Annotated in this window: 19 protein-coding genes; 9 read left to right on the top strand and 10 right to left on the bottom strand. The window is 64.5% G+C overall.

Annotated features, from left to right (window positions below):
* Positions 1–16: 16 nt before the first annotated feature.
* The gene (gene petA / locus ACZ89F_RS02795; protein ID WP_023809838.1) at positions 17–577 is read right to left on the bottom strand and encodes a ubiquinol-cytochrome c reductase iron-sulfur subunit; all 561 of its coding nucleotides are present in this window, start codon (positions 575–577) and stop codon (positions 17–19) included.
* A 314-nt stretch (positions 578–891) separates the two neighbouring features.
* Here petA and ACZ89F_RS02790 point away from each other — a divergent pair, with 314 nt between their 5' ends.
* Positions 892–1,236, top strand: a complete 345-nt coding sequence (locus tag ACZ89F_RS02790; protein WP_476090301.1) for a cupin domain-containing protein — start codon at positions 892–894, stop codon at positions 1,234–1,236.
* Between the two features lie 3 nt (positions 1,237–1,239).
* Here the strand turns inward: ACZ89F_RS02790 and ACZ89F_RS02785 are convergent, their stop codons facing one another.
* The 5 genes from ACZ89F_RS02785 to ACZ89F_RS02765 are packed head-to-tail and all read right to left on the bottom strand — an operon-like array spanning position 1,240 to position 6,221.
* A complete protein-coding gene (locus ACZ89F_RS02785) occupies positions 1,240–1,551 on the bottom strand; it encodes a DUF6665 family protein (protein ID WP_476090300.1) in 312 nt (103 codons plus the stop codon).
* Position 1,552: 1 nt separating this feature from the next.
* Complete coding sequence (locus tag ACZ89F_RS02780) at positions 1,553–2,026, bottom strand: GNAT family N-acetyltransferase (protein WP_476090299.1); 474 nt, start codon at positions 2,024–2,026, stop codon at positions 1,553–1,555.
* A 3-nt stretch (positions 2,027–2,029) separates the two neighbouring features.
* On the bottom strand, positions 2,030–3,913 hold the full coding sequence (locus tag ACZ89F_RS02775; protein ID WP_476090298.1) for an ABC transporter ATP-binding protein: 1,884 nt from the start codon (positions 3,911–3,913) through the stop codon (positions 2,030–2,032).
* Positions 3,910–5,796, bottom strand: coding sequence for an ABC transporter ATP-binding protein (locus tag ACZ89F_RS02770; protein ID WP_476090297.1), 1,887 nt, complete (start codon positions 5,794–5,796; stop codon positions 3,910–3,912). The genes ACZ89F_RS02775 and ACZ89F_RS02770 overlap by 4 nt, the downstream gene beginning before the upstream one ends.
* Positions 5,797–5,825: 29 nt before the next feature.
* Positions 5,826–6,221 carry a hypothetical protein gene (locus ACZ89F_RS02765; RefSeq protein ID WP_476090296.1) on the bottom strand — a complete coding sequence of 132 codons (396 nt, stop codon included), beginning with the start codon at positions 6,219–6,221 and terminating at the stop codon, positions 5,826–5,828.
* A 443-nt stretch (positions 6,222–6,664) separates the two neighbouring features.
* Between ACZ89F_RS02765 and ACZ89F_RS02760 the strand changes: the two genes are divergently transcribed.
* Together ACZ89F_RS02760 and soxR are read left to right on the top strand one after the other, a co-directional pair.
* Positions 6,665–7,123: a tRNA (cytidine(34)-2'-O)-methyltransferase gene (locus ACZ89F_RS02760; RefSeq protein ID WP_476090295.1), complete on the top strand. Its 459-nt coding sequence runs from the start codon at positions 6,665–6,667 to the stop codon at positions 7,121–7,123.
* Positions 7,124–7,297: 174 nt separating this feature from the next.
* The gene (soxR, locus tag ACZ89F_RS02755; RefSeq protein WP_476090294.1) at positions 7,298–7,744 is read left to right on the top strand and encodes a redox-sensitive transcriptional activator SoxR; all 447 of its coding nucleotides are present in this window, start codon (positions 7,298–7,300) and stop codon (positions 7,742–7,744) included.
* Here soxR and ACZ89F_RS02750 read toward each other — a convergent pair.
* Entirely contained in the window at positions 7,741–7,998 is a 258-nt protein-coding gene (locus ACZ89F_RS02750; RefSeq protein WP_476090293.1) for a hypothetical protein, read from the bottom strand. The genes soxR and ACZ89F_RS02750 overlap by 4 nt on opposite strands.
* Before the next feature lie 114 nt (positions 7,999–8,112).
* Here ACZ89F_RS02750 and hemF point away from each other — a divergent pair, with 114 nt between their 5' ends.
* From hemF to ACZ89F_RS02735, 3 genes are all read left to right on the top strand, one after another.
* Positions 8,113–9,027, top strand: a complete 915-nt coding sequence (hemF, locus tag ACZ89F_RS02745) for an oxygen-dependent coproporphyrinogen oxidase (protein WP_476090292.1) — start codon at positions 8,113–8,115, stop codon at positions 9,025–9,027.
* A 311-nt stretch (positions 9,028–9,338) separates the two neighbouring features.
* Positions 9,339–9,599, top strand: a complete 261-nt coding sequence (locus ACZ89F_RS02740) for a DUF1344 domain-containing protein (RefSeq protein ID WP_023809849.1) — start codon at positions 9,339–9,341, stop codon at positions 9,597–9,599.
* A gap of 228 nt (positions 9,600–9,827) precedes the next feature.
* Positions 9,828–10,013 (top strand): DUF1059 domain-containing protein, encoded by a 186-nt coding sequence (locus ACZ89F_RS02735; protein ID WP_013529972.1) that lies wholly within the window; start codon positions 9,828–9,830, stop codon positions 10,011–10,013.
* Position 10,014: 1 nt separating this feature from the next.
* Here ACZ89F_RS02735 and ACZ89F_RS02730 read toward each other — a convergent pair whose 3' ends face one another.
* The 3 genes from ACZ89F_RS02730 to ACZ89F_RS02720 are packed head-to-tail and all read right to left on the bottom strand — an operon-like array spanning position 10,015 to position 12,538.
* Positions 10,015–11,280: a CCA tRNA nucleotidyltransferase gene (locus ACZ89F_RS02730; RefSeq protein ID WP_476090291.1), complete on the bottom strand. Its 1,266-nt coding sequence runs from the start codon at positions 11,278–11,280 to the stop codon at positions 10,015–10,017.
* Positions 11,277–11,909, bottom strand: coding sequence for a CoA pyrophosphatase (locus ACZ89F_RS02725; protein ID WP_476090290.1), 633 nt, complete (start codon positions 11,907–11,909; stop codon positions 11,277–11,279). The genes ACZ89F_RS02730 and ACZ89F_RS02725 overlap by 4 nt, the downstream gene beginning before the upstream one ends.
* The gene (locus ACZ89F_RS02720; protein ID WP_476090289.1) at positions 11,909–12,538 is read right to left on the bottom strand and encodes a DUF1285 domain-containing protein; all 630 of its coding nucleotides are present in this window, start codon (positions 12,536–12,538) and stop codon (positions 11,909–11,911) included. The genes ACZ89F_RS02725 and ACZ89F_RS02720 overlap by 1 nt, the downstream gene beginning before the upstream one ends.
* Before the next feature lie 141 nt (positions 12,539–12,679).
* Between ACZ89F_RS02720 and ACZ89F_RS02715 the strand changes: the two genes are divergently transcribed.
* Genes ACZ89F_RS02715 through ACZ89F_RS02705 form a run of 3 tightly spaced genes read left to right on the top strand, consistent with a single transcriptional unit; the run spans position 12,680 to position 17,438 of the window.
* The gene (locus ACZ89F_RS02715; RefSeq protein ID WP_109659710.1) at positions 12,680–13,684 is read left to right on the top strand and encodes an AAA family ATPase; all 1,005 of its coding nucleotides are present in this window, start codon (positions 12,680–12,682) and stop codon (positions 13,682–13,684) included.
* The gene (locus ACZ89F_RS02710; protein WP_476090288.1) at positions 13,684–14,625 is read left to right on the top strand and encodes a DUF58 domain-containing protein; all 942 of its coding nucleotides are present in this window, start codon (positions 13,684–13,686) and stop codon (positions 14,623–14,625) included. Before ACZ89F_RS02715 ends, ACZ89F_RS02710 begins: the two co-directional genes overlap by 1 nt.
* The gene (locus ACZ89F_RS02705) at positions 14,622–17,438 is read left to right on the top strand and encodes a DUF4159 domain-containing protein (RefSeq protein WP_476090287.1); all 2,817 of its coding nucleotides are present in this window, start codon (positions 14,622–14,624) and stop codon (positions 17,436–17,438) included. Before ACZ89F_RS02710 ends, ACZ89F_RS02705 begins: the two co-directional genes overlap by 4 nt.
* Positions 17,439–17,474 lie beyond the last annotated feature (36 nt).

Below are 17,474 nucleotides of genomic sequence, written 5' to 3'. Positions count from 1 at the left end.
CGAAATATCCCCTGCCTCAACCGATAAGGATCTTGGTATCGGAAATGAACTTGAATACCGGAACCGCCATGTTCTCGGGCGCCGGGCCTTTGCGGATGCGGCCGGCGGTATCGTATTGCGAACCGTGGCACGGGCAGAACCAGCCGCCGAAATCGCCTTCCTGGCCAAGCGGAATACAGCCGAGATGCGTGCAGACCTGAACCATCACCATCCAGGCTTCCTTGCCGGGCGTGGTGCGGTTGGCGTCGGTCGCCGGTGCGTCGGACGGCAGATTGGCGTTGCGGGCGATCGGATCCTTGAGATCGGCGAGATTGACGGCCTCGCCGTCCTTCATTTCCTGTTCGGTGCGATTGCGCACCACGACCGGCTTGCCGCGCCACTTGACGATCAGCGACATGCCCGGCGTCAGCGAGGCGACATCGACCTCGACGGAAGCGAGCGCCAGCGTCGAGGCGTCGGGGCGCATCTGATCGATGAACGGCCACGCGAAGGCACCCGCGCCGACCACTGCGGCCATGCCGGTGGCGACGTAGAGAAAATCACGACGGTTGGGATCCTGGGTGTCGGTTGCGCTCACGGGTGCCTGATCCTTTCGCCTCTTCCGTGCCGGTGGCTGAGCCTTGTTCCCCGCTCAATTACGCCAACCCGACAGCGCATGGCGAACAGGCTTGCGAATTCCTCCGGCATTTGGACTTCGGTTTATGCGTGAAGCCCGTTTTTGTCCAGACGGGTGAAGGCACAAGGGCAGATTGTCGCGGGGACAAAATCCGCCGCCGGTCAACGCGACGCCGGATAGCCGCCAAACATTGCTAAACAACCGGGAAACAACCGCAAATCCGATGCCCTTCTTCGCCTCGACACAAGGCGCCAGCCGGGTCTATCCTCGCCATCATGGCACACGTCATAGACCGCGACACCTGGGCTGTTCGCTCCGACCGCTGGAAGGGCGAGTTGCAATGCGGCGCCTACGGCTCCAACTCCTGCCTGATCTTCAACCACCTGCCTGATGTCGGCGGCGGTCCACGGCTGCACACGCATCCCTACGCAGAGATCTTCATCATCCGCCAGGGTACGGGGCTGTTCACGGTCGGCGACAAGGAGATCGAGGCCTCGGCCGGCCAGATCCTGATCGTGCCGCCCCACACGCCGCACAAATTCACCAATCTCGGTCCAGGTCCGCTGGAAACGACCGACATCCACGAGAACGGCACGTTCGTCACCGAATGGCTGGAGTGATTCCTATTTCGCGCCGAGCCTGGCCAGCACCGCCTTCGGGATGTCGTACTCGCGGATGACGGCGTCATGCTTTCGCAAGCCGCACAGCTCGCGCTGGATGAAATAACCATGCACCGCCTCGGCGGCATCCTGGAGCAGCCGGGGGCGCAGTTGTTCGTCGGCATTGTCGCGCAGCCTGGCCAGCGTTTCTTCGACCCGCTGGCCAGCGCGGCCGAGTGCGGCCGCCTTCTCCGCCAGGATTTCATGGCCGAGCGCGTCGAAGGCGGCTTCGGCAGCCGAGGTGCCGGCAAGATGAGATGGCGGACGCAAGGACATTTCAGCCCCCTTTCCCGAAAATCATGCGGTGTGTGACGAATTCTTCGCCTGTCAGGCGCTGAAAGCCAAGCCGTTCATAGAAACCGAAGGCTTCTTGCGGCGCGCGTGTGTTCAGCACGGCGAAATGCTGACGTGCCCTGTCGATGACGGTTTCGACCAGCATCCGGCCAAGGCCGGTGCGACGGTGGCGCGCACTGACGAACAGGTGCCGGACCCGGCCGTGGTCCCTGCCCTCGAAATAAGGATCGATGTTCAGCCCGCACACGCCGGCGAGTTCTCTTCCATGCCAGGCTCCGTACAGCGCCTCGCCGCGCTTGAGGAACTTGTTGCGGCCGCCTGCCCAGCCATCCGCCAGGCGCACCAGCATCCAGTAGCCTTCCAGCCGGCTTTCTTCCTTAAGCGCGTCGAAGGCCGGCACGGTCGGCCGCAGCCGCTTGAGCACGATCTCTGGACTGACCCCCGGCGACCCACCCATGGCCTACTCCGCCGGGCGTGTCTCTTCGAGCACGCTGTCCTCGTGATAGAGAAAACCGCCGGACTGCCGCTTCCACAGCCGCGCATAGAGTCCGTCGAGCGCCACCAGCTGGTCATGCGTGCCTTGCTCGACGATGCGGCCACCGTCGAGCACCACCAGCCGGTCGAGTGCCGCGATCGTCGACAGCCGGTGCGCGATGGCGATGACCGTCTTGTTTTCCATCAGCCGCGTCAGATTCTCCTGGATCGCCGCCTCGATATCGGAATCGAGCGCCGAGGTCGCTTCGTCGAGGATCAGGATCGGCGCGTCCTTGAGGAAGACGCGGGCGATCGCCACGCGTTGGCGCTGGCCGCCCGACAGCTTGACGCCGCGCTCGCCGACAAAGGCCTCGTAGCCGGCGCGGTCCCTGTTGTCGCGCAAGCCAAGGATGAACTCGTGCGCCTCGGCCTTTTTCGCCGCCGCGATCACCTCGGCGTCGGTCGCATCAGGCATGCCGAGCTTGATGTTGTCGCGCAGCGAACGGTGGAACAGGGCCGTATCCTGGCTGACGACGCCGATATTGGCGCGCAGCGAATTCTGGGTGACTTTGGAAACGTCCTGGCCATCGATGGTGATCGATCCGCCTTCGAGGTCATAGAGCCGCAGGATCAGATTGGCGAGCGTCGTCTTGCCAGCGCCCGACGGTCCGACCAGTCCGACCTTCTCGCCCGGCCGCACGACAAGGTCGATGCCGTTGAGCACGCCGAAACCTTTGCCGTAGTGGAACTCCACGTTTTTCACCATGATGCGTCCGCCGGCCACCACGAGCTCCTTGGCGTCGGGTGCATCGACCAGGCCGAGCGGCTGCGAGATCAGCGCCTTGGAATTTTCCAGCACGCCGAGATTCCGCAAGATGCTGTTGAGCTGCATCATCAGCCGGCCGAGCAGCATGTTGAGCCGCAGCACCAGCGACAGCGTGAAGGCGACCGCCCCGACGGTGATCGAGCCCTCGACCCAGAGATAGACGGCAAAACAGCCGATCGCCGTGATCATGATGCCCGACAGCGTCGTCAGCGCCATGCGCACGCCGGTCAGCCGGCGGGTGAACGGGCGCAGCGCGTCGAGATAGATGTCGAAGCCGTTCTTGATGTAGCGGTCGTCGCCGTCGGCCGAGAACAGTTTCAGCGTCTGCACGTTGGAATAGGAATCGACGATGCGGCCGGTGATCATCGAGCCGGCCTCGGCGGTTTCCTCGGCGTGCTTGCGGATTGCCGGCAGGTAGAGCTTGGCCAGCCAGCCGAAGGCGGAAATCCAGACCACCACCAGCACCGCCAGCCTGAGATCCAGCCCTGCGACCAGCGCCAGCGTCGTCACCGTATAGACGATCATGAACCAGACGACCTCGATGAAGCTTTCCATCAGGTCGCCGGTCGCCTGGCCCGCCTGCCAGACCTTGGTGGCGATGCGGCCGGCAAAATCGTTCTGGAAGAAGGCGTAGGACTGGCGCGAGACGTGCCGATGCGCCTGCCAGCGCACCAGATTGTAGAAACCGGGCGTGATCGTCTGTTCGTCGACCAGGGCAGACAGGCCGACGACGATGGTGCGGATGACCAGCACCACCGCGATCATGAACACCAGTTCAGGGCCGGCGGCATTCCACAAAGCGTGCCAGCTGCGTTCGGCGGGAAGCTGGTCGAGAATATCGACCAGCCGCCCGACGAAGTAGAACAGGCCGGCTTCGACCAGCGGCGCGATGCCGCCGATGACCAGCATGGCGAAGAAGGCGAACTTCGCCTGGCCGACATAGTGCCAGAGAAAGCCGCCGACGCTGGTCGGTGGCCGAAGATTCGCTGGCTCCCTGAACGGATAGACCCAGTTCTCGAACCAGCGATAGACAGCAGTCATCATTCGGCAGCTTGGCCCTTTGCAAGTGCATCATTGGCTGCGTCGGCGGGACCGTCCTCAAGCAGGAACCCGCCCGACTGGCGCTGCCAGAGCTGCGCGTATAGCCCACCCTTGGCGACGAGTTCCTCATGCGAACCTTCCTCGATGACACGGCCCTTGTCCATCACCACCAGCCTGTCCATCGCCGCGATGGTCGACAGCCGGTGCGCGATGGCGATGACGGTCTTGCCTTGCATGAGCTTGTAGAGATTCTCCTGGATCGCCGCCTCGGCTTCGGAATCAAGCGCCGAGGTCGCTTCGTCAAGGATAAGTATGGGTGCGTCCTTCAACATAACGCGAGCAATGGCGATGCGTTGCCGCTGGCCGCCGGACAATTTGACGCCGCGATCGCCGACATGGGCATCGAAGCCCTTGCGGTCCTTGGCGTCCGAGAGCGCTGATATGAAGTCCAGCGCCTCGGCCCGCCCCGCCGCCTCGACAAGCAGCTCTTCCGAGGCGTCGGGCCGGCCATAGAGGATGTTCTCGCGCACCGAACGATGCAGCAGCGAGGTGTCCTGGGTGACCATGCCGATCTGGGCGCGCAGCGAATCCTGCGTCACGCCAGCGATTTCCTGGCCGTCGATCAGGATCTTTCCGCTCTCCAGGTCGTAGAAACGCAGCAGGAGGTTGACCAGCGTCGACTTGCCGGCGCCGGAGCGGCCGACGATACCGACCTTTTCGCCCGGCTTCACCGCCAGCGACAGGTTCTCGATCACCCCTTTCTGCTTGCCATAGTGGAAGCGGATGTCCTCGAAGCGTATCTCACCCCTGGAAACGGCGATGTCCTTCGCGCCCGGCTTGTCCTCGACCAGGCGTGGCAACGAGATCGAGGCGATGCCGTCCTGCACCGTGCCGATATTCTCGAACAGGCCCGACATTTCCCACATGATCCATTGCGACATGCCCCACAGCCTGAGCACCAGCCCGATGACCACGGCGACCGCGCCGATCGTCACCGACTGGCCGAGCCACAGCCACAGCGCCATCGCCGTGACCGAAAACAGCAGCAGCGAATTCATGATGTAGAGCAGGCCGAAAAGCACCGTCACCAGCCGCATCGACCGGTAGACCGTCTGCAGGAAGCCGGCCATGCCTTCCCGCGCGAACGACGCTTCACGGCGTGCGTGGCTGAACAGCTTGACCGTCTGGATATTGGAGTAGCTGTCGACGACGCGGCCGGTCATGGTCGAGCGCGCATTGGCCTGCTCCTCGCCGACCTTGCCCAGCCTCGGGATGAAATACCGCAGCAGCAGGATGTAGCCGACCAGCCAGACGCCAAGCGGCGCGGCCAGCCGCCAGTCGGCCGAACCGACGATGACCAGCATGCCAAGGAAATAGACGATGACGTAGTTCAGGACATCGATCAGCTTGATGACGCATTCGCGCACGGCGAGCGCCGTCTGCATCAGCTTGGTGGCGATGCGGCCGGCGAACTCGTCCTGATAGAAGCTCATCGACTGCTTGAGCAAATAGCGGTGCACCTGCCAGCGGATGCGCATGGGATAGTTGCCCATCAGCGTCTGCTGGTTGAGCAGCGAATGCAGCCATACCGTGCCCGGCAGCGCGAACAGCACGATGAAGGCCATGCCCGCGAGCTTCCAGGCCTCCGTCTGCAGGAAGGTTTCGCGATTCTGCCCCGACAGCCAGTCGACGATGCGGCCGAGGAAGCCGAACATCCACACTTCCGCAATCGCGATGGCCGTCACCAGCACCGCGTCGAGAAGGATATAGGGCCACGCGCCGCGCGTATAATGCACGCAGAAGGCAACCAGCGTCCTGGGCGGCTCGACCGGTTCCGCCGCGGGGAACGGATCGAGCCGTCTTTCAAACCAGCTAAACAACAACATAGGTCATGCTCATGAAATCTGTTTTCCGCTTATGCAGCACGGGAGCGTACGAAGTCCCCGGAACCCTTGGCGTCGAGGGCCGACGGTCCGGAATCATCCGGACCGTCGGCCCTGCTTCGCGCAATATAGGGGCTCGCGGGCTTTTCGCCGACAGGCGCGCCTGACGATCCTGACGGCGCACTGTTCACGATCCGGATTTTCGCGCCAGGCCGGATCAGACGGATGATCCGGCGCACCAGCGACGGCCGGCCCGGGTCGGGAACCGCACGCGAGAAATCGACGTCCGGCAGCATGCCGCGATGCGGCCGGCGGCGGACCTCGGCATGAACAGCCGACGAATAGGTGTCGCCGATCAGCAGCGCCCAGGTCGGCAGTCGGTGGATATGCAGGCTCCTCGAGCCGGGTATTCTGTAGGGATCGAACATCGGTCCGTCCTCCGTGTGAAAATCGAGATAAAAAGGCGAAGCAATTTCGTCCGCCGGCATTCGGCCGGAGACACGCATTGCGTCGGTCTGGACATGACGATCGTCAGTCTGGACAGGTTCAGGTGGGGCGTTCAGCCCTTTTGACTTTTTGAAAAACATCGCAGGATTCCTTCGAGGGCCGAAAAATCGTTTCGGCGGGAATCGGTGCGATCAAGTCTTAGAGAGTCAGGAGAATCGTCGTACCGAAACCGCCGGCAGGCAGGTAAGCCCACGAGAGGGGCGCTGGATGTGCATGGTCATCATGAATTTCCCCTCCATCGGTTCGGGTTGACAATGGAACTGACATACCCGACTTCGCAGAAAATGGCCACCCGCAGGTCCAGCAATTTCCAAAACCGCGAGCCCGCTGTGGCCGATCTGCCACTTATTAGAAGGACGCGGAAATGAACGGTTGTCTCCGCATCGCGCTCTACCAGCCTGACATTGCCGGCAACACCGGGACAATCCTGCGCTTCGCCGCTTGCCTCGGGCTCGGCGTCGACATCATCGAACCGGCCGGCTTTCCGCTCTCCGACAAAGCGCTCAAGCGAGCCGGCATGGATTACCTCGAAATGGCTGCCCTGACCCGGCATGTCGACTGGCACGCCTTCGAGGACTGGCGCAAAGCCCGCGCGGCCCGCCTGGTACTCCTGTCGACCAAAGCCACGACCGCTTACACCGGCTTCACCTTCGCCGATGGCGACATACTCCTGTTCGGCCGCGAATCCGCAGGCGTTCCGGATGCTGTCCATCAGGCGGCGGATGCGCGGCTGACCATCCCCATGCAAGGCGCGGCGCGCAGCATCAACGTCGCGCTGTCCGTCGCCATGGTGGCGGGCGAAGCCATCCGGCAGCTCGGATAGTATCCGCGTCCCATCCATAGCACCGTGCTTGCCGTCGCCGACGACAGCGGTTTCTCCACTCATTCTCACCCAGGCGCACATCGCCTTCTCCTGCATTTGCCCAATCAACATTTCTTCGCTACAAGCTCAACTTAACTTGAGGTCAAGCGGAAAAACGAGGCGGAAAAATCAGGAATGGCACCAGTAACGGAATTGACGGTCGGCCAGGTGGCCATGCGCAGCGGGGTGGCGGTGTCGGCGCTGCATTTCTACGAGGCCCGCGGCCTGATCCGCAGCCACCGCACATCAGGCAACCAGCGCCGCTACGGCCGCGATGTGCTGAGGCGCGTGGCGATCATCAAGGTCGCGCAGGAGGTCGGTATCTCACTGGCCGAGATCGGCACGGCCCTGGCATCGCTGCCCGAAGGTCGCACACCGACGCGCGACGACTGGAACCTGCTGTCGACCGCCTGGCGCGACGGGCTCGACCACAAGATCGCCCAGCTGAAGAAACTGCGCGACGGGCTGACCGACTGCATCGGCTGCGGCTGCATGTCGATCGACAAATGCCCGCTCAGGAACAAGGGCGACCGGCTGGCGAGGGAAGGCACAGGGGCGAGGCGGCTGTTGGTAGAGTCCTAATCCGCTACCGGCAACCGCCTGATGGTGAACTCGATCAGGTCGCCCGGCCGCTCGAACCAGCTTTCGATCTCGGTCCAGTAGGCCTGCTTGGGAAAGCGCTCGAACCATTCCTTGGCCTTGAGCCGCGCATCGGAGCGCGGCAGCACGAAGGTCTCGCGCAGGAAACCGTCGCGCGGCATGCGCGCGCGGTCGGCCCGGCTTTGGTCGAGCCTTTTCTTCAGGCCATCCAGCGGCGGTCTAGCCGGGGTGCGCACGAAACAACTCCTTGCACCGTAATGACACTTGACCCTGTCCCCTAAGAGATTAGGGATCGCGCCGGCAAAAGACGAGTCATTTGTAGGACTCGCCGCCCCAACCGGAGACGGCACTTGGAACGACCTGAAATACCGGCAGGCCTGCCCGCCGACATCGAACAGAAGAAGATGAAGGCACGCCTATGGTTCGAGGCGCTGCGCGAACGCATCTGCGCCACCTTCGAGCAGATCGAGCAGGATCTTGGCGGGCCGCTGGCCTCGTGGTCGCCGGGCCGTTTCGAAAAGACGCCATGGGAACGCGACGCGGGCAAGGGCGGCGGCGGCACCATGTCGATGATGCACGGCCGCGTCTTCGAGAAGGTCGGCGTCCACACTTCGACCGTCTATGGCGAGTTCTCACCTGAATTCAGGAAGCAGATGCCCGGCGCCGAGGAAGACCCGCGCTTCTGGGCATCCGGCATTTCGCTGATCGCACATCCCTGGAACCCAAACGTTCCGGCTGTGCACATGAACACGCGCATGGTGGTCACATCGAGCCAATGGTTCGGCGGCGGCGCCGATTTGACGCCGGTGCTCGACCGCCGCCGCACCCAGGACGATCCCGACACGGTCGCCTTCCACCGCGCCATGCAATTCGCCTGCGAGAAGAACGCCAACGTCGCCGACTATCCGAAATACAAGGCCTGGTGCGACGAGTACTTCTATCTGTCGCACCGCAACGAGCCGCGCGGCACCGGTGGCATCTTCTTCGACTGGCTACATTCGGGCGAGGACAAAGGCGGCTGGAATGCCGATTTCAACTTCGTCCAGGATGTCGGCCGCTCTTTTCTCGTCGTCTACGGCCATCTCGTGCGCGCCAACTTTAACGAAAACTGGACCGACGGCGACCGTGACGAACAGCTCATTCGCCGCGGCCGCTATGTCGAATTCAATCTGCTTCACGATCGCGGCACCATCTTCGGACTGAAAACTGGCGGCAATGTCGCGGCCATCCTCTCCAGCCTGCCGCCCGAGGTTCGCTGGCCGTAACAAAATGGTGAGCGCGGCGTGAGCCGCATTGATGTCCCATTCGTACGAAATGGGCATGGAATGTGGCACGCGGCGCGGCTAAAAATTTCTTTTTCGTCTAATAGACGATTGAAAAGACTGGTCTATTTGTGGCGCCGGGTCGGGAAGCGCCGGCGGTTCGCCCGAGCGCAATTCCAGGAAAGTGCGAAACGGCTTTCCGACCGGAATTGCGTCAGGGCAAAGCGAGCCGCGACCCGACGCGACCGGACGGCCCAAGACGATGCGGGACATCTTCGTCAAAAAGATACCCGCCTTTCCAGGAGTACTTCGCAATGCGCAAGATCATTGTTTCGGCTGCCGCCGCTGCCCTTCTCGCTTCCGGTTCGGTGGCATTCGCCGCCGTCAAGCACACCACCGGGACGATCAAGACCTTTGACACGACGGCCATGAGCCTGGTCCTCGATGATGGATCGTCTTTTACGCTTCCCAAGACCTTCAAGGATCCTGGCCTGACGGTCGGTGAAAAGGTCCGCGTCTCATGGGATATGAAGGGCAAGAACAAGGTCGCCGAGGCCGTCAAGGTCGCAAAATGACGGCTTGCCCGCCAGAGCAGGATGAGACGATATCCGGTCCTGTTTCGGGGTAGCGTAAGAGGGCGGAGCAGCGCTGCTCCGCCTTTTCGCCGTTGACTGCAACCAATGCCACCCGATTTGTGTTATGCTGTTCTCCCGCTCGCGGCCCCAAGATTCGATCTCGGATCTGGACCGTCAGCCAAAAAAGTGTCGGGGCCTCAGGCTCCACGGAGGAAAAGGAGAAATCTCATGAAGGAATTTCACTGCGGGTCGCTGGTGCCCGGCTGTGACTGGCACACGCGTGCCGACGAGGAGGCCGAGGTCATGCGCCGTGCCGTCGAGCACATGCGCGAGACGCATGGTGAAACGGTCATCCGCGAGACGATGATCGAGGCGATCCGGTCGCGCATCGAAAAAACCCGCGACGCGGCCTGATCTATCCGGCCTTCAAGGCTTCGGCGGCGCGCTTGAGGAGCGCGTCGCGATCAGGGGCAAACCCGGCTTCGATCCATTCCGTCTCGAGATTCCTGAGGATTTCACCAAGTTTCGGCCCTGGAGTTGCGCCGAGCGCGGTCAGATCGGCCCCTTTCAACGGAAACAACGGCTTTTCCCATTTGATGGCGAAGGCAAGCAGTCGCGAAAAGCCACCGGCTTCGAGCAGCGCCTCATTGTCCTCGACAGCGCGCACCCTGGCTGCCGCAAGCGACAGCCGCAGACGGTCGACAAACCCCTGCCGGTCGCCGCGATAGAGCCTTTTCGCCAGTTCGGCCTCGGTCGTCTTCGGCTCGACGGCGGTGGCCAGCGCCCAGGGGCGCAGGCGATCCGCTTCCGCGGTTGAAAATTTGAGCCGCTCGGCGAGCGTCTTCATGCGCGCCGCATCCGGCGGCACGATCGCTTCCAGCCGCAGCAGCGGGTCGGGTGCCCAGCCGAGATCCTTCTCGGCCCTGCTCAGCCCGTGGATGGCGTCGATGCCCCATTTCTCGCTCTCCGGCAGCGCGGCGGTCAACACACTGGCCTGCCGCATCCAGAGCAGCGCCCGCGAGGGATCAGGTGCCGACAAAAGCTTCTTCAGTTCCGACCAGATGCGCTCGGCCGAAAGCTGGGCCAGCCCTTCCTTCAGACGGGCGCAGGCCTTCAGTCCCTCGGCATCCGGCCGGCCGTCGCCATACCAGGCAAAGAAGCGGAAGAAACGCAGGATGCGCAGGTAGTCCTCGCGAATACGCGCTTCCGCATCGCCGATGAAGCGCAGCCGGCGTGCCTCGATGTCGGCGATGCCGCCGACCAGGTCGACAACCCTGCCATCGGCCTCGGCATAGAGCGCGTTGATGGTGAAGTCGCGCCGTTCGGCGTCGAGCTTCCAGTCGCGCCCGAACGACACCTTGGCGCGCCGCCCGTCGGTCTCGATGTCGGCGCGCAAGGTGGTGATCTCATAGGGCTTGCCGCCGGCGACAACCGTGATCGTGCCATGCTCGATGCCGGTCGGCACCGCCTTGAAGCCCTCCGCCTCGGCGCGGCGGATGGTTTCCCCAGGCAAACACGTGGTGGCGATGTCGATGTCGGCGACCGGCTGGCCCATCAGTGTGTTGCGTACCGCACCGCCGGCGACACGCGCCTCTTCGCCGCCCTCGGCCAGTGCGGCCAGCAGGCGCTGCAGATGCTTGTCGGTGAGCCAGGCGGCCCTGCCCGCGATCGAGACACTCACGCATAGAGCCTTTCATACAGCGTACGGATGATGCCGGCGGTGACGCCCCAGATGCGCCGATCGCCATAAGGCATGTCGTAGAAGAACCATTCGAGATCGTTCCACATGCGGCTGTCGCGCTTGTGGTTGGCCGGGTCCATCAGAAAGCGCAGCGGCACTTCGAAGGCGGCGTCGACCTCGTCGGCGTTGAGCGCCAGCTCAAAACCCGGCCGCACGATGCCCAGCACCGGTGCGATGCGGTAGCCGCTGCCGGCGACATAGTCTGGCATGCGGCCGATGATCTCGATGCGATCCGGGGCAAGGCCGATCTCCTCGAAGGTCTCGCGCAGCGCCGCCGCCTCCGGACTGGCATCGGTCAGGTCTATAGTGCCGCCGGGAAAGGCCACCTGCCCCGAATGGCTGCGCAGCTTTTCGGCCCGCTTGGTCAAGAGAACCGTCGCATCGCCCTCATGATCGACCACCGGGATCAGCACGGCCGCATTGCGCAGCGCCTTGCCCTGGTTGAGGCGTGGATGGCCGGGATTGAAGCGATGATCGCCATAGTCGTTACCGGCATGCGCATCCGGCTGCGCGGCAAAGCGCGCCCGAAAATCCGCTGATGAAAACGGCGCCGGCGACATCTGGTCCATCACGCGCTCAGCCGCTTCAACTGGTCCGCCGGCATGATCGGGAACACCGCGCCCTTCGAGCGCACGGCAAACATCGTCTTGCCGCCGATCTCGATCTCCTCGCCATGCCCGACCAGCTCATACATCACCGGCCGCGCCACCAGCGCCTCCAGGCGGCCGCGCACCAGCACATAGGGTTTCAGCCCGCCGGTCTCGTTCTCGTCGACGAAACGCAGCGGCCGCTCCGGCCCGGCCTCGACGACATCGCCGACATTGGTGCGGAAAGTGATGATCTGCCCGTCGCCGCCGCCCGAAACATCCATCTCGACCGCGATGAACGGCGCATCGGCGACGCGGATGCCGACTCGCTCCACCGGCGTCACCAGATAGGTCTTGCCGTCCTCGTCCTTGCGCAGCACGGAGGAGAAAAGCTGCACCAGCGGCATGCGGCCGATCGGCGTGCCCAGATAGAACCAGGTGCCGTCGGCCTTGATCTCCATGTCGAGATCGCCGCAGAAATCGGGATTCCAGCGCTCGACAGGTGCCGCGCCCTTGCCGGCGCGGGCCGCGCGCGAGATCAGGGCCTCAAGACCGCGCGCTTCGGTGGCGGTCGTCAGGCTTTCTTCACGATGTTCCAAGGGTCCCGTCATGGTCACGAAATAGTCACTGTTGTTCCGCTTGTCAGCCTAAGTCTGTGATTTAAGTTCAAATGCAGACGCTAGGCGAGGCCGAATCGCGGCAGTCATGGTATGCTGCAGGCTGGTATTTCCAACCACGAGGATCGATGCGGCATGAGCGTGATGGTCAAGGAAAGCCCGATCAGCGAAAAGGACATGATCGCCGAGGCCGAAAAAGCACTGGCGGATATTTCCAGAATTCGTGACGGGGTCGGCCGGGTCATCTTCGGCCAGGAGAGCGTCGTCGAGCGCACGCTGGTGGCGCTGCTGGCCGGCGGCCATGCGCTGCTGGTCGGCGTGCCGGGTCTCGCCAAGACCAAGCTGGTCGAGACGCTGGGCATCGTTCTCGGCCTCGATTCGCGCCGTATCCAGTTCACGCCCGATCTGATGCCGTCGGATATCCTCGGCTCCGAAGTGATGGAGCAGGACGAGATCGGCAAGCGCTCCTTCCGCTTCATCTCCGGACCGATCTTCGCCCAGCTTCTGATGGCCGACGAGATCAACCGCGCTTCGCCGCGCACCCAGTCGGCGCTGCTGCAGGCGATGCAGGAATACCATGTCACCATTGCCGGCGCCCGCTACGACCTGCCGGCGCCCTTCCATGTGCTGGCAACGCAGAACCCGCTGGAGCAGGAGGGCACCTATCCGCTGCCCGAGGCCCAGCTCGACCGCTTCCTGATGCAGGTCGATATCCTCTATCCCGAAATCGAGGCCGAGCGCCGCATCCTGCTGGAAACCACCGGCATCGAGGACGCCAAGGCGCAGAACGTGCTGCAGCCGGCGCGGCTGAAGGAGATCCAGACGCTGATTCGCCGCATGCCGGTGCCCGAAAGCGTCGTCGAGGCGATCCTGACGCTGGTGCGCTCGGCGCGTCCCGGCCAGGGCAATGCCGAGACCGACAAGCATGTCGCCTGGGGCCCCGGCCCGCGTGCCAGCCAGGCGCTGATGCTGTGCACAAGGGCGCGCGCGCTCTACGACGGACGGCTGGCGCCCTCGATCGACGATGTGCGCGCGCTGGCCGAGCCGGTGCTGCAGCATCGCATGGCGTTGACCTTCGCCGCCCGCGCCGAAGGCACCAGCGTGCGCGACGTGGTGGCGAAACTGGCCAAAGGTATCTGATGGCGCGTATTGGCGAGCTCCAAGCACCGGCAGCGACGCGCGACGCGCTCGCCCGTGGCCGGTTGCGGGCCTCGCTGGTTCCAGACCTGCTGGTCGAGGCACGGCGCATCGTCAACACGGTGATCGCCGGCTGGCATGGCCGCCGCAAGCGCGGCATCGGCGAGAATTTCTGGCAGTTCCGCCCCTATGTCGAAGGCGATGCCTCACGCATCGACTGGCGCCGTTCGGCCCGCGATGACCACACCTATGTGCGCGACCGCGAATGGGAAGCCGCCCATACGGTCTGGCTATGGGCCGACCCCTCGCCGTCGATGCTCTACAAGTCGACCGGCGCCAGCGTTTCCAAGCAATCGCGCGCGCTGGTGCTGGCGCTGGCCATGGCGGAGCTGTTGTCGCGCAGCGGCGAACGCATCGCCTGGCCCGGCCTCACTGATCCGTTCACCGCCCGCAACGGCGCCGAGCGCATCGCCGCTCAGCTGATGCATGCCGGCGACTTGGCGGCAAAACCCGATCTGTCCGACATCCGGCGCTTCTGCGACATCGTTGTCGTCAGCGATTTCCTCGATCCCGTCGAGGAGACGATGGCTTGGCTCGACGTGCTCGCCCGCCACGGCGTGCGCGCGCATATGATCGAAGTTGCCGACCCGGCCGAGGAAACCTTCCCCTATGCCGGCCGCACCGAATTCACCGATCCCGAGACCGGCGACAAGCTGACCGCCGGCCGCGCCGAAATGCTGGGTGACGAGTATCGCCTGCTCTACACCGCCCGCCGCCAGGAACTGGCCGCCTGGTGCAAGCGGCTCGGCTGGAGCTTTACCGTCAACCACACCGACCGGCTGGCTTCCGATGCGCTGGTGCGCCTGCACATGGCGATGACCGCCGATGGCCCTCGGTCCGGGCCGACCGCCGGTGGCGGTCGTGCCGGAAAGGTCGTCGCATGAGTTGGCTGCCGCTCTCCTTTGGCGCACCTATGGTGCTGTGGGGCCTGCTGGCGCTGCCGGTGATCTGGTGGCTGTTGCGACTGACGCCGCCCAAGCCGCAGACCGAAATCTTCCCGCCGCTGAAGATCCTGGCCCGCGTGCTGAAGCGCGAGGAGACGCCGCAGCAGAGCCCGTGGTGGCTGACGTTGCTCAGGCTGCTGATGGCGGCGCTCATCGTCGCCGCATTGGCCGACCCGGTCTTCAACCCGCGCGAAAAGTTGCCGGCCGAGGGCGCTGCCCTGGCCTTGGTCATCGACAATGATTGGGCCAGTGCCGCCGACTGGGGCAAGCGCGTCGCCACCGCCGAGCGGCTGATCAACGATGCCGGCTCCAACGGCGTGCCGGTCATCATCGCCTTCACCGCCGAAAAAGCCAATGCTGAGGTCGGCCCGTTCGATGCCGCCGCAGCCCTCGACCGGCTGCGCGCCGCCAAGCCACGACCGATCCCGACCGACCGGCCCGCCGTCTATGCCCGCGTCGCCGGCGTGCTGGAGACCTTGCCCGGTGCCAGCGTCGCCGTGCTTGCCGACGGCCTGGCGGCAAAGGGCGACGAGGCCGCCTTCAACACGCTTTTGTCGAAAAATGCGACCCGTGTCGTCTGGGTAAGTTCCGACCGGCTGTCGCTGACCGGCCTGACCATCGCCGACAACCAGGTCGACGGCTTTGCGCTGACCGCCATTCGTGCACCTGGCGACCCGGCCCCGGCGCAAGTCACCGCCGGCGCCTTCGACGACAAGGGCCGCCGCATTGCCGACGCGACGCTGACCTTTTCGCCTGGCGAAACCACCGCCACCGGCACGATGGCGGTGCCGTTCGAGCTGCGCAACGACTTCGCTTCGATCGCGCTCGATGGCGAGCGGCAGGCCGGTGCCGTCCGCGTCCTCGACGAAAGCTCCAAGCGCCGCCGCGTCGGGCTGTTGTCGCAGGCCGAGGCCGACCAGGCGCAGCCGCTGTTGTCGCCGCTCTACTACATCAGGCGCGCGCTGCAGCCCTTCGCCGATCTGGTCGAACCCTCAAGCGCCGACCTCGCCGACGCCATCCCGCAGATCCTCGACCAGAAGCCGGCGATGATCATCATGGCCGACATCGGCACCATTCCCGCGCAGGTCCGACAGAGGCTGGTCGATTGGGTCGACAATGGTGGCACGCTGGTGCGTTTCGCCGGTTCGCGGCTGGCCGCCGCCGGCAATGACGACGATTTGCTGCCGGTCCGCCTGCGCACCGGCGAGCGTTCGCTCGGCGGCGCGCTGTCCTGGACGTCGCCGCAACCGGTCACCGAATTCCCCAAGGCCGGCCCGTTCGCCGACCTTGCTCCGCCGACCGAGGTCACCGTCAGCAGACAGGTGCTGGCCGAACCAACACCCGACATCGTCGAACGCACCTGGGCCGCCCTTGCCGACGGCACGCCGCTGGTCACCGGACTGAAGAAAGGCAAGGGCACGCTGGTGCTGTTCCACGTCACCCCCGAGGCGACCTGGTCGAACCTGCCGATCTCGGGCAGCTTCGTCGAGATGCTGCGCCGCATCGTGCAGCTGTCACGCAACCAGGGCGCGGCGATCGCCAATGCCGAAGCCGCCGCAACCTCGCTGGCGCCCTACCGGATGATATCGGCCGACGGCACGCTGGTGCCGCCGACGCCGGACGCGCGACCGCTGGTGCCGGGCGCCGGTGCCCTGCCGGTGACCTTTGAGAACCCGCCCGGCCTCTATGGTTCCGAGACCGGTGTGTTCGCCCACAATTTGCTGGAAGCCGACAGCACGCTGGCCCCGCTGGCGCGCCCGCAAATCACTGTTCCCGTCACATCGATCCAGTATGCCTTTGACGAATCGCGCAATTTGAAGGGCGCGCTGGTCGCGGCTGCCCTGGTGCTGATGCTGCTTGATACGCTGGCGGTGTTCTGGATGGGCGGCCTGTTTTCACGCCGGCCGCGCCGTGCCGGTGCAACCACCGCCGCGGTCCTGATTGCGCTCGGCGCCTTGTTCGGCCATGCCGATTTTGCCCGCGCCGACGACGCCAAGCCGGGCGATGAGGTTGCCATCGAGGCGATTTCGAAGACCCGCATCGCCTACGTGCTGACCGGCGTGCCGGGCGACGATTCGATCAGCCGCGCCGGGCTCGAGGGCCTGACCCGCTTCCTGGTCGAGAAGACGGCACTCGAACCGGGCGCGCCGGCCGGCGTCGACATCTCGAAGGACGAGCTGTCATTCTATCCGCTGATCTACTGGCCGATAGATCCCGCCGCACCGATGCCGAGCCAGGCCGCGATCGCCCGCATCGACGCCTATATGCAGCAGGGCGGCACGGTGCTGTTCGACACCCGCGACCAGTTCGCCAACGGCATCGGCGCCGATTCGACCAGCCCGGCGACGGAGCGGCTGCGCGACATCCTCGGCAACCTCAACGTGCCGCCGCTGGAGCCGGTGCCCTCCGACCACGTGCTGACCAAATCCTTCTTCATCCTGCCCGAATTTCCCGGCCGCTTCGCCGGCAGTCCGCTCTGGGTCGAGGCGTCGCTCGACGCCAGCAACGCCGAGAACCGGCCGGTGCGCACCGGCGACGGCGTCTCGCCGATCATGATCACCGCCAATGATTTCGCCGGCGCCTGGGCGGTCGACGAGAATGGCGACCCGCTGCTGCCGACCGTGCCGGCGGACCCGATGCAGCGCATCTACGCGCTGCGCGCCGGCGTCAACATCATGATGTACATGCTGACCGGCAACTACAAATCCGACCAGGTGCACGTGCCCATCCTGCTCGAACGGCTGGGGCAGTAAGATGAGTTTGTTTGGTGCCCTCCGGTCACGGATAAA

This window comes from Mesorhizobium sp. USDA 3734 (genome assembly GCF_056279665.1).
This window is presented reverse-complemented; position numbering and strand designations above follow the sequence as displayed.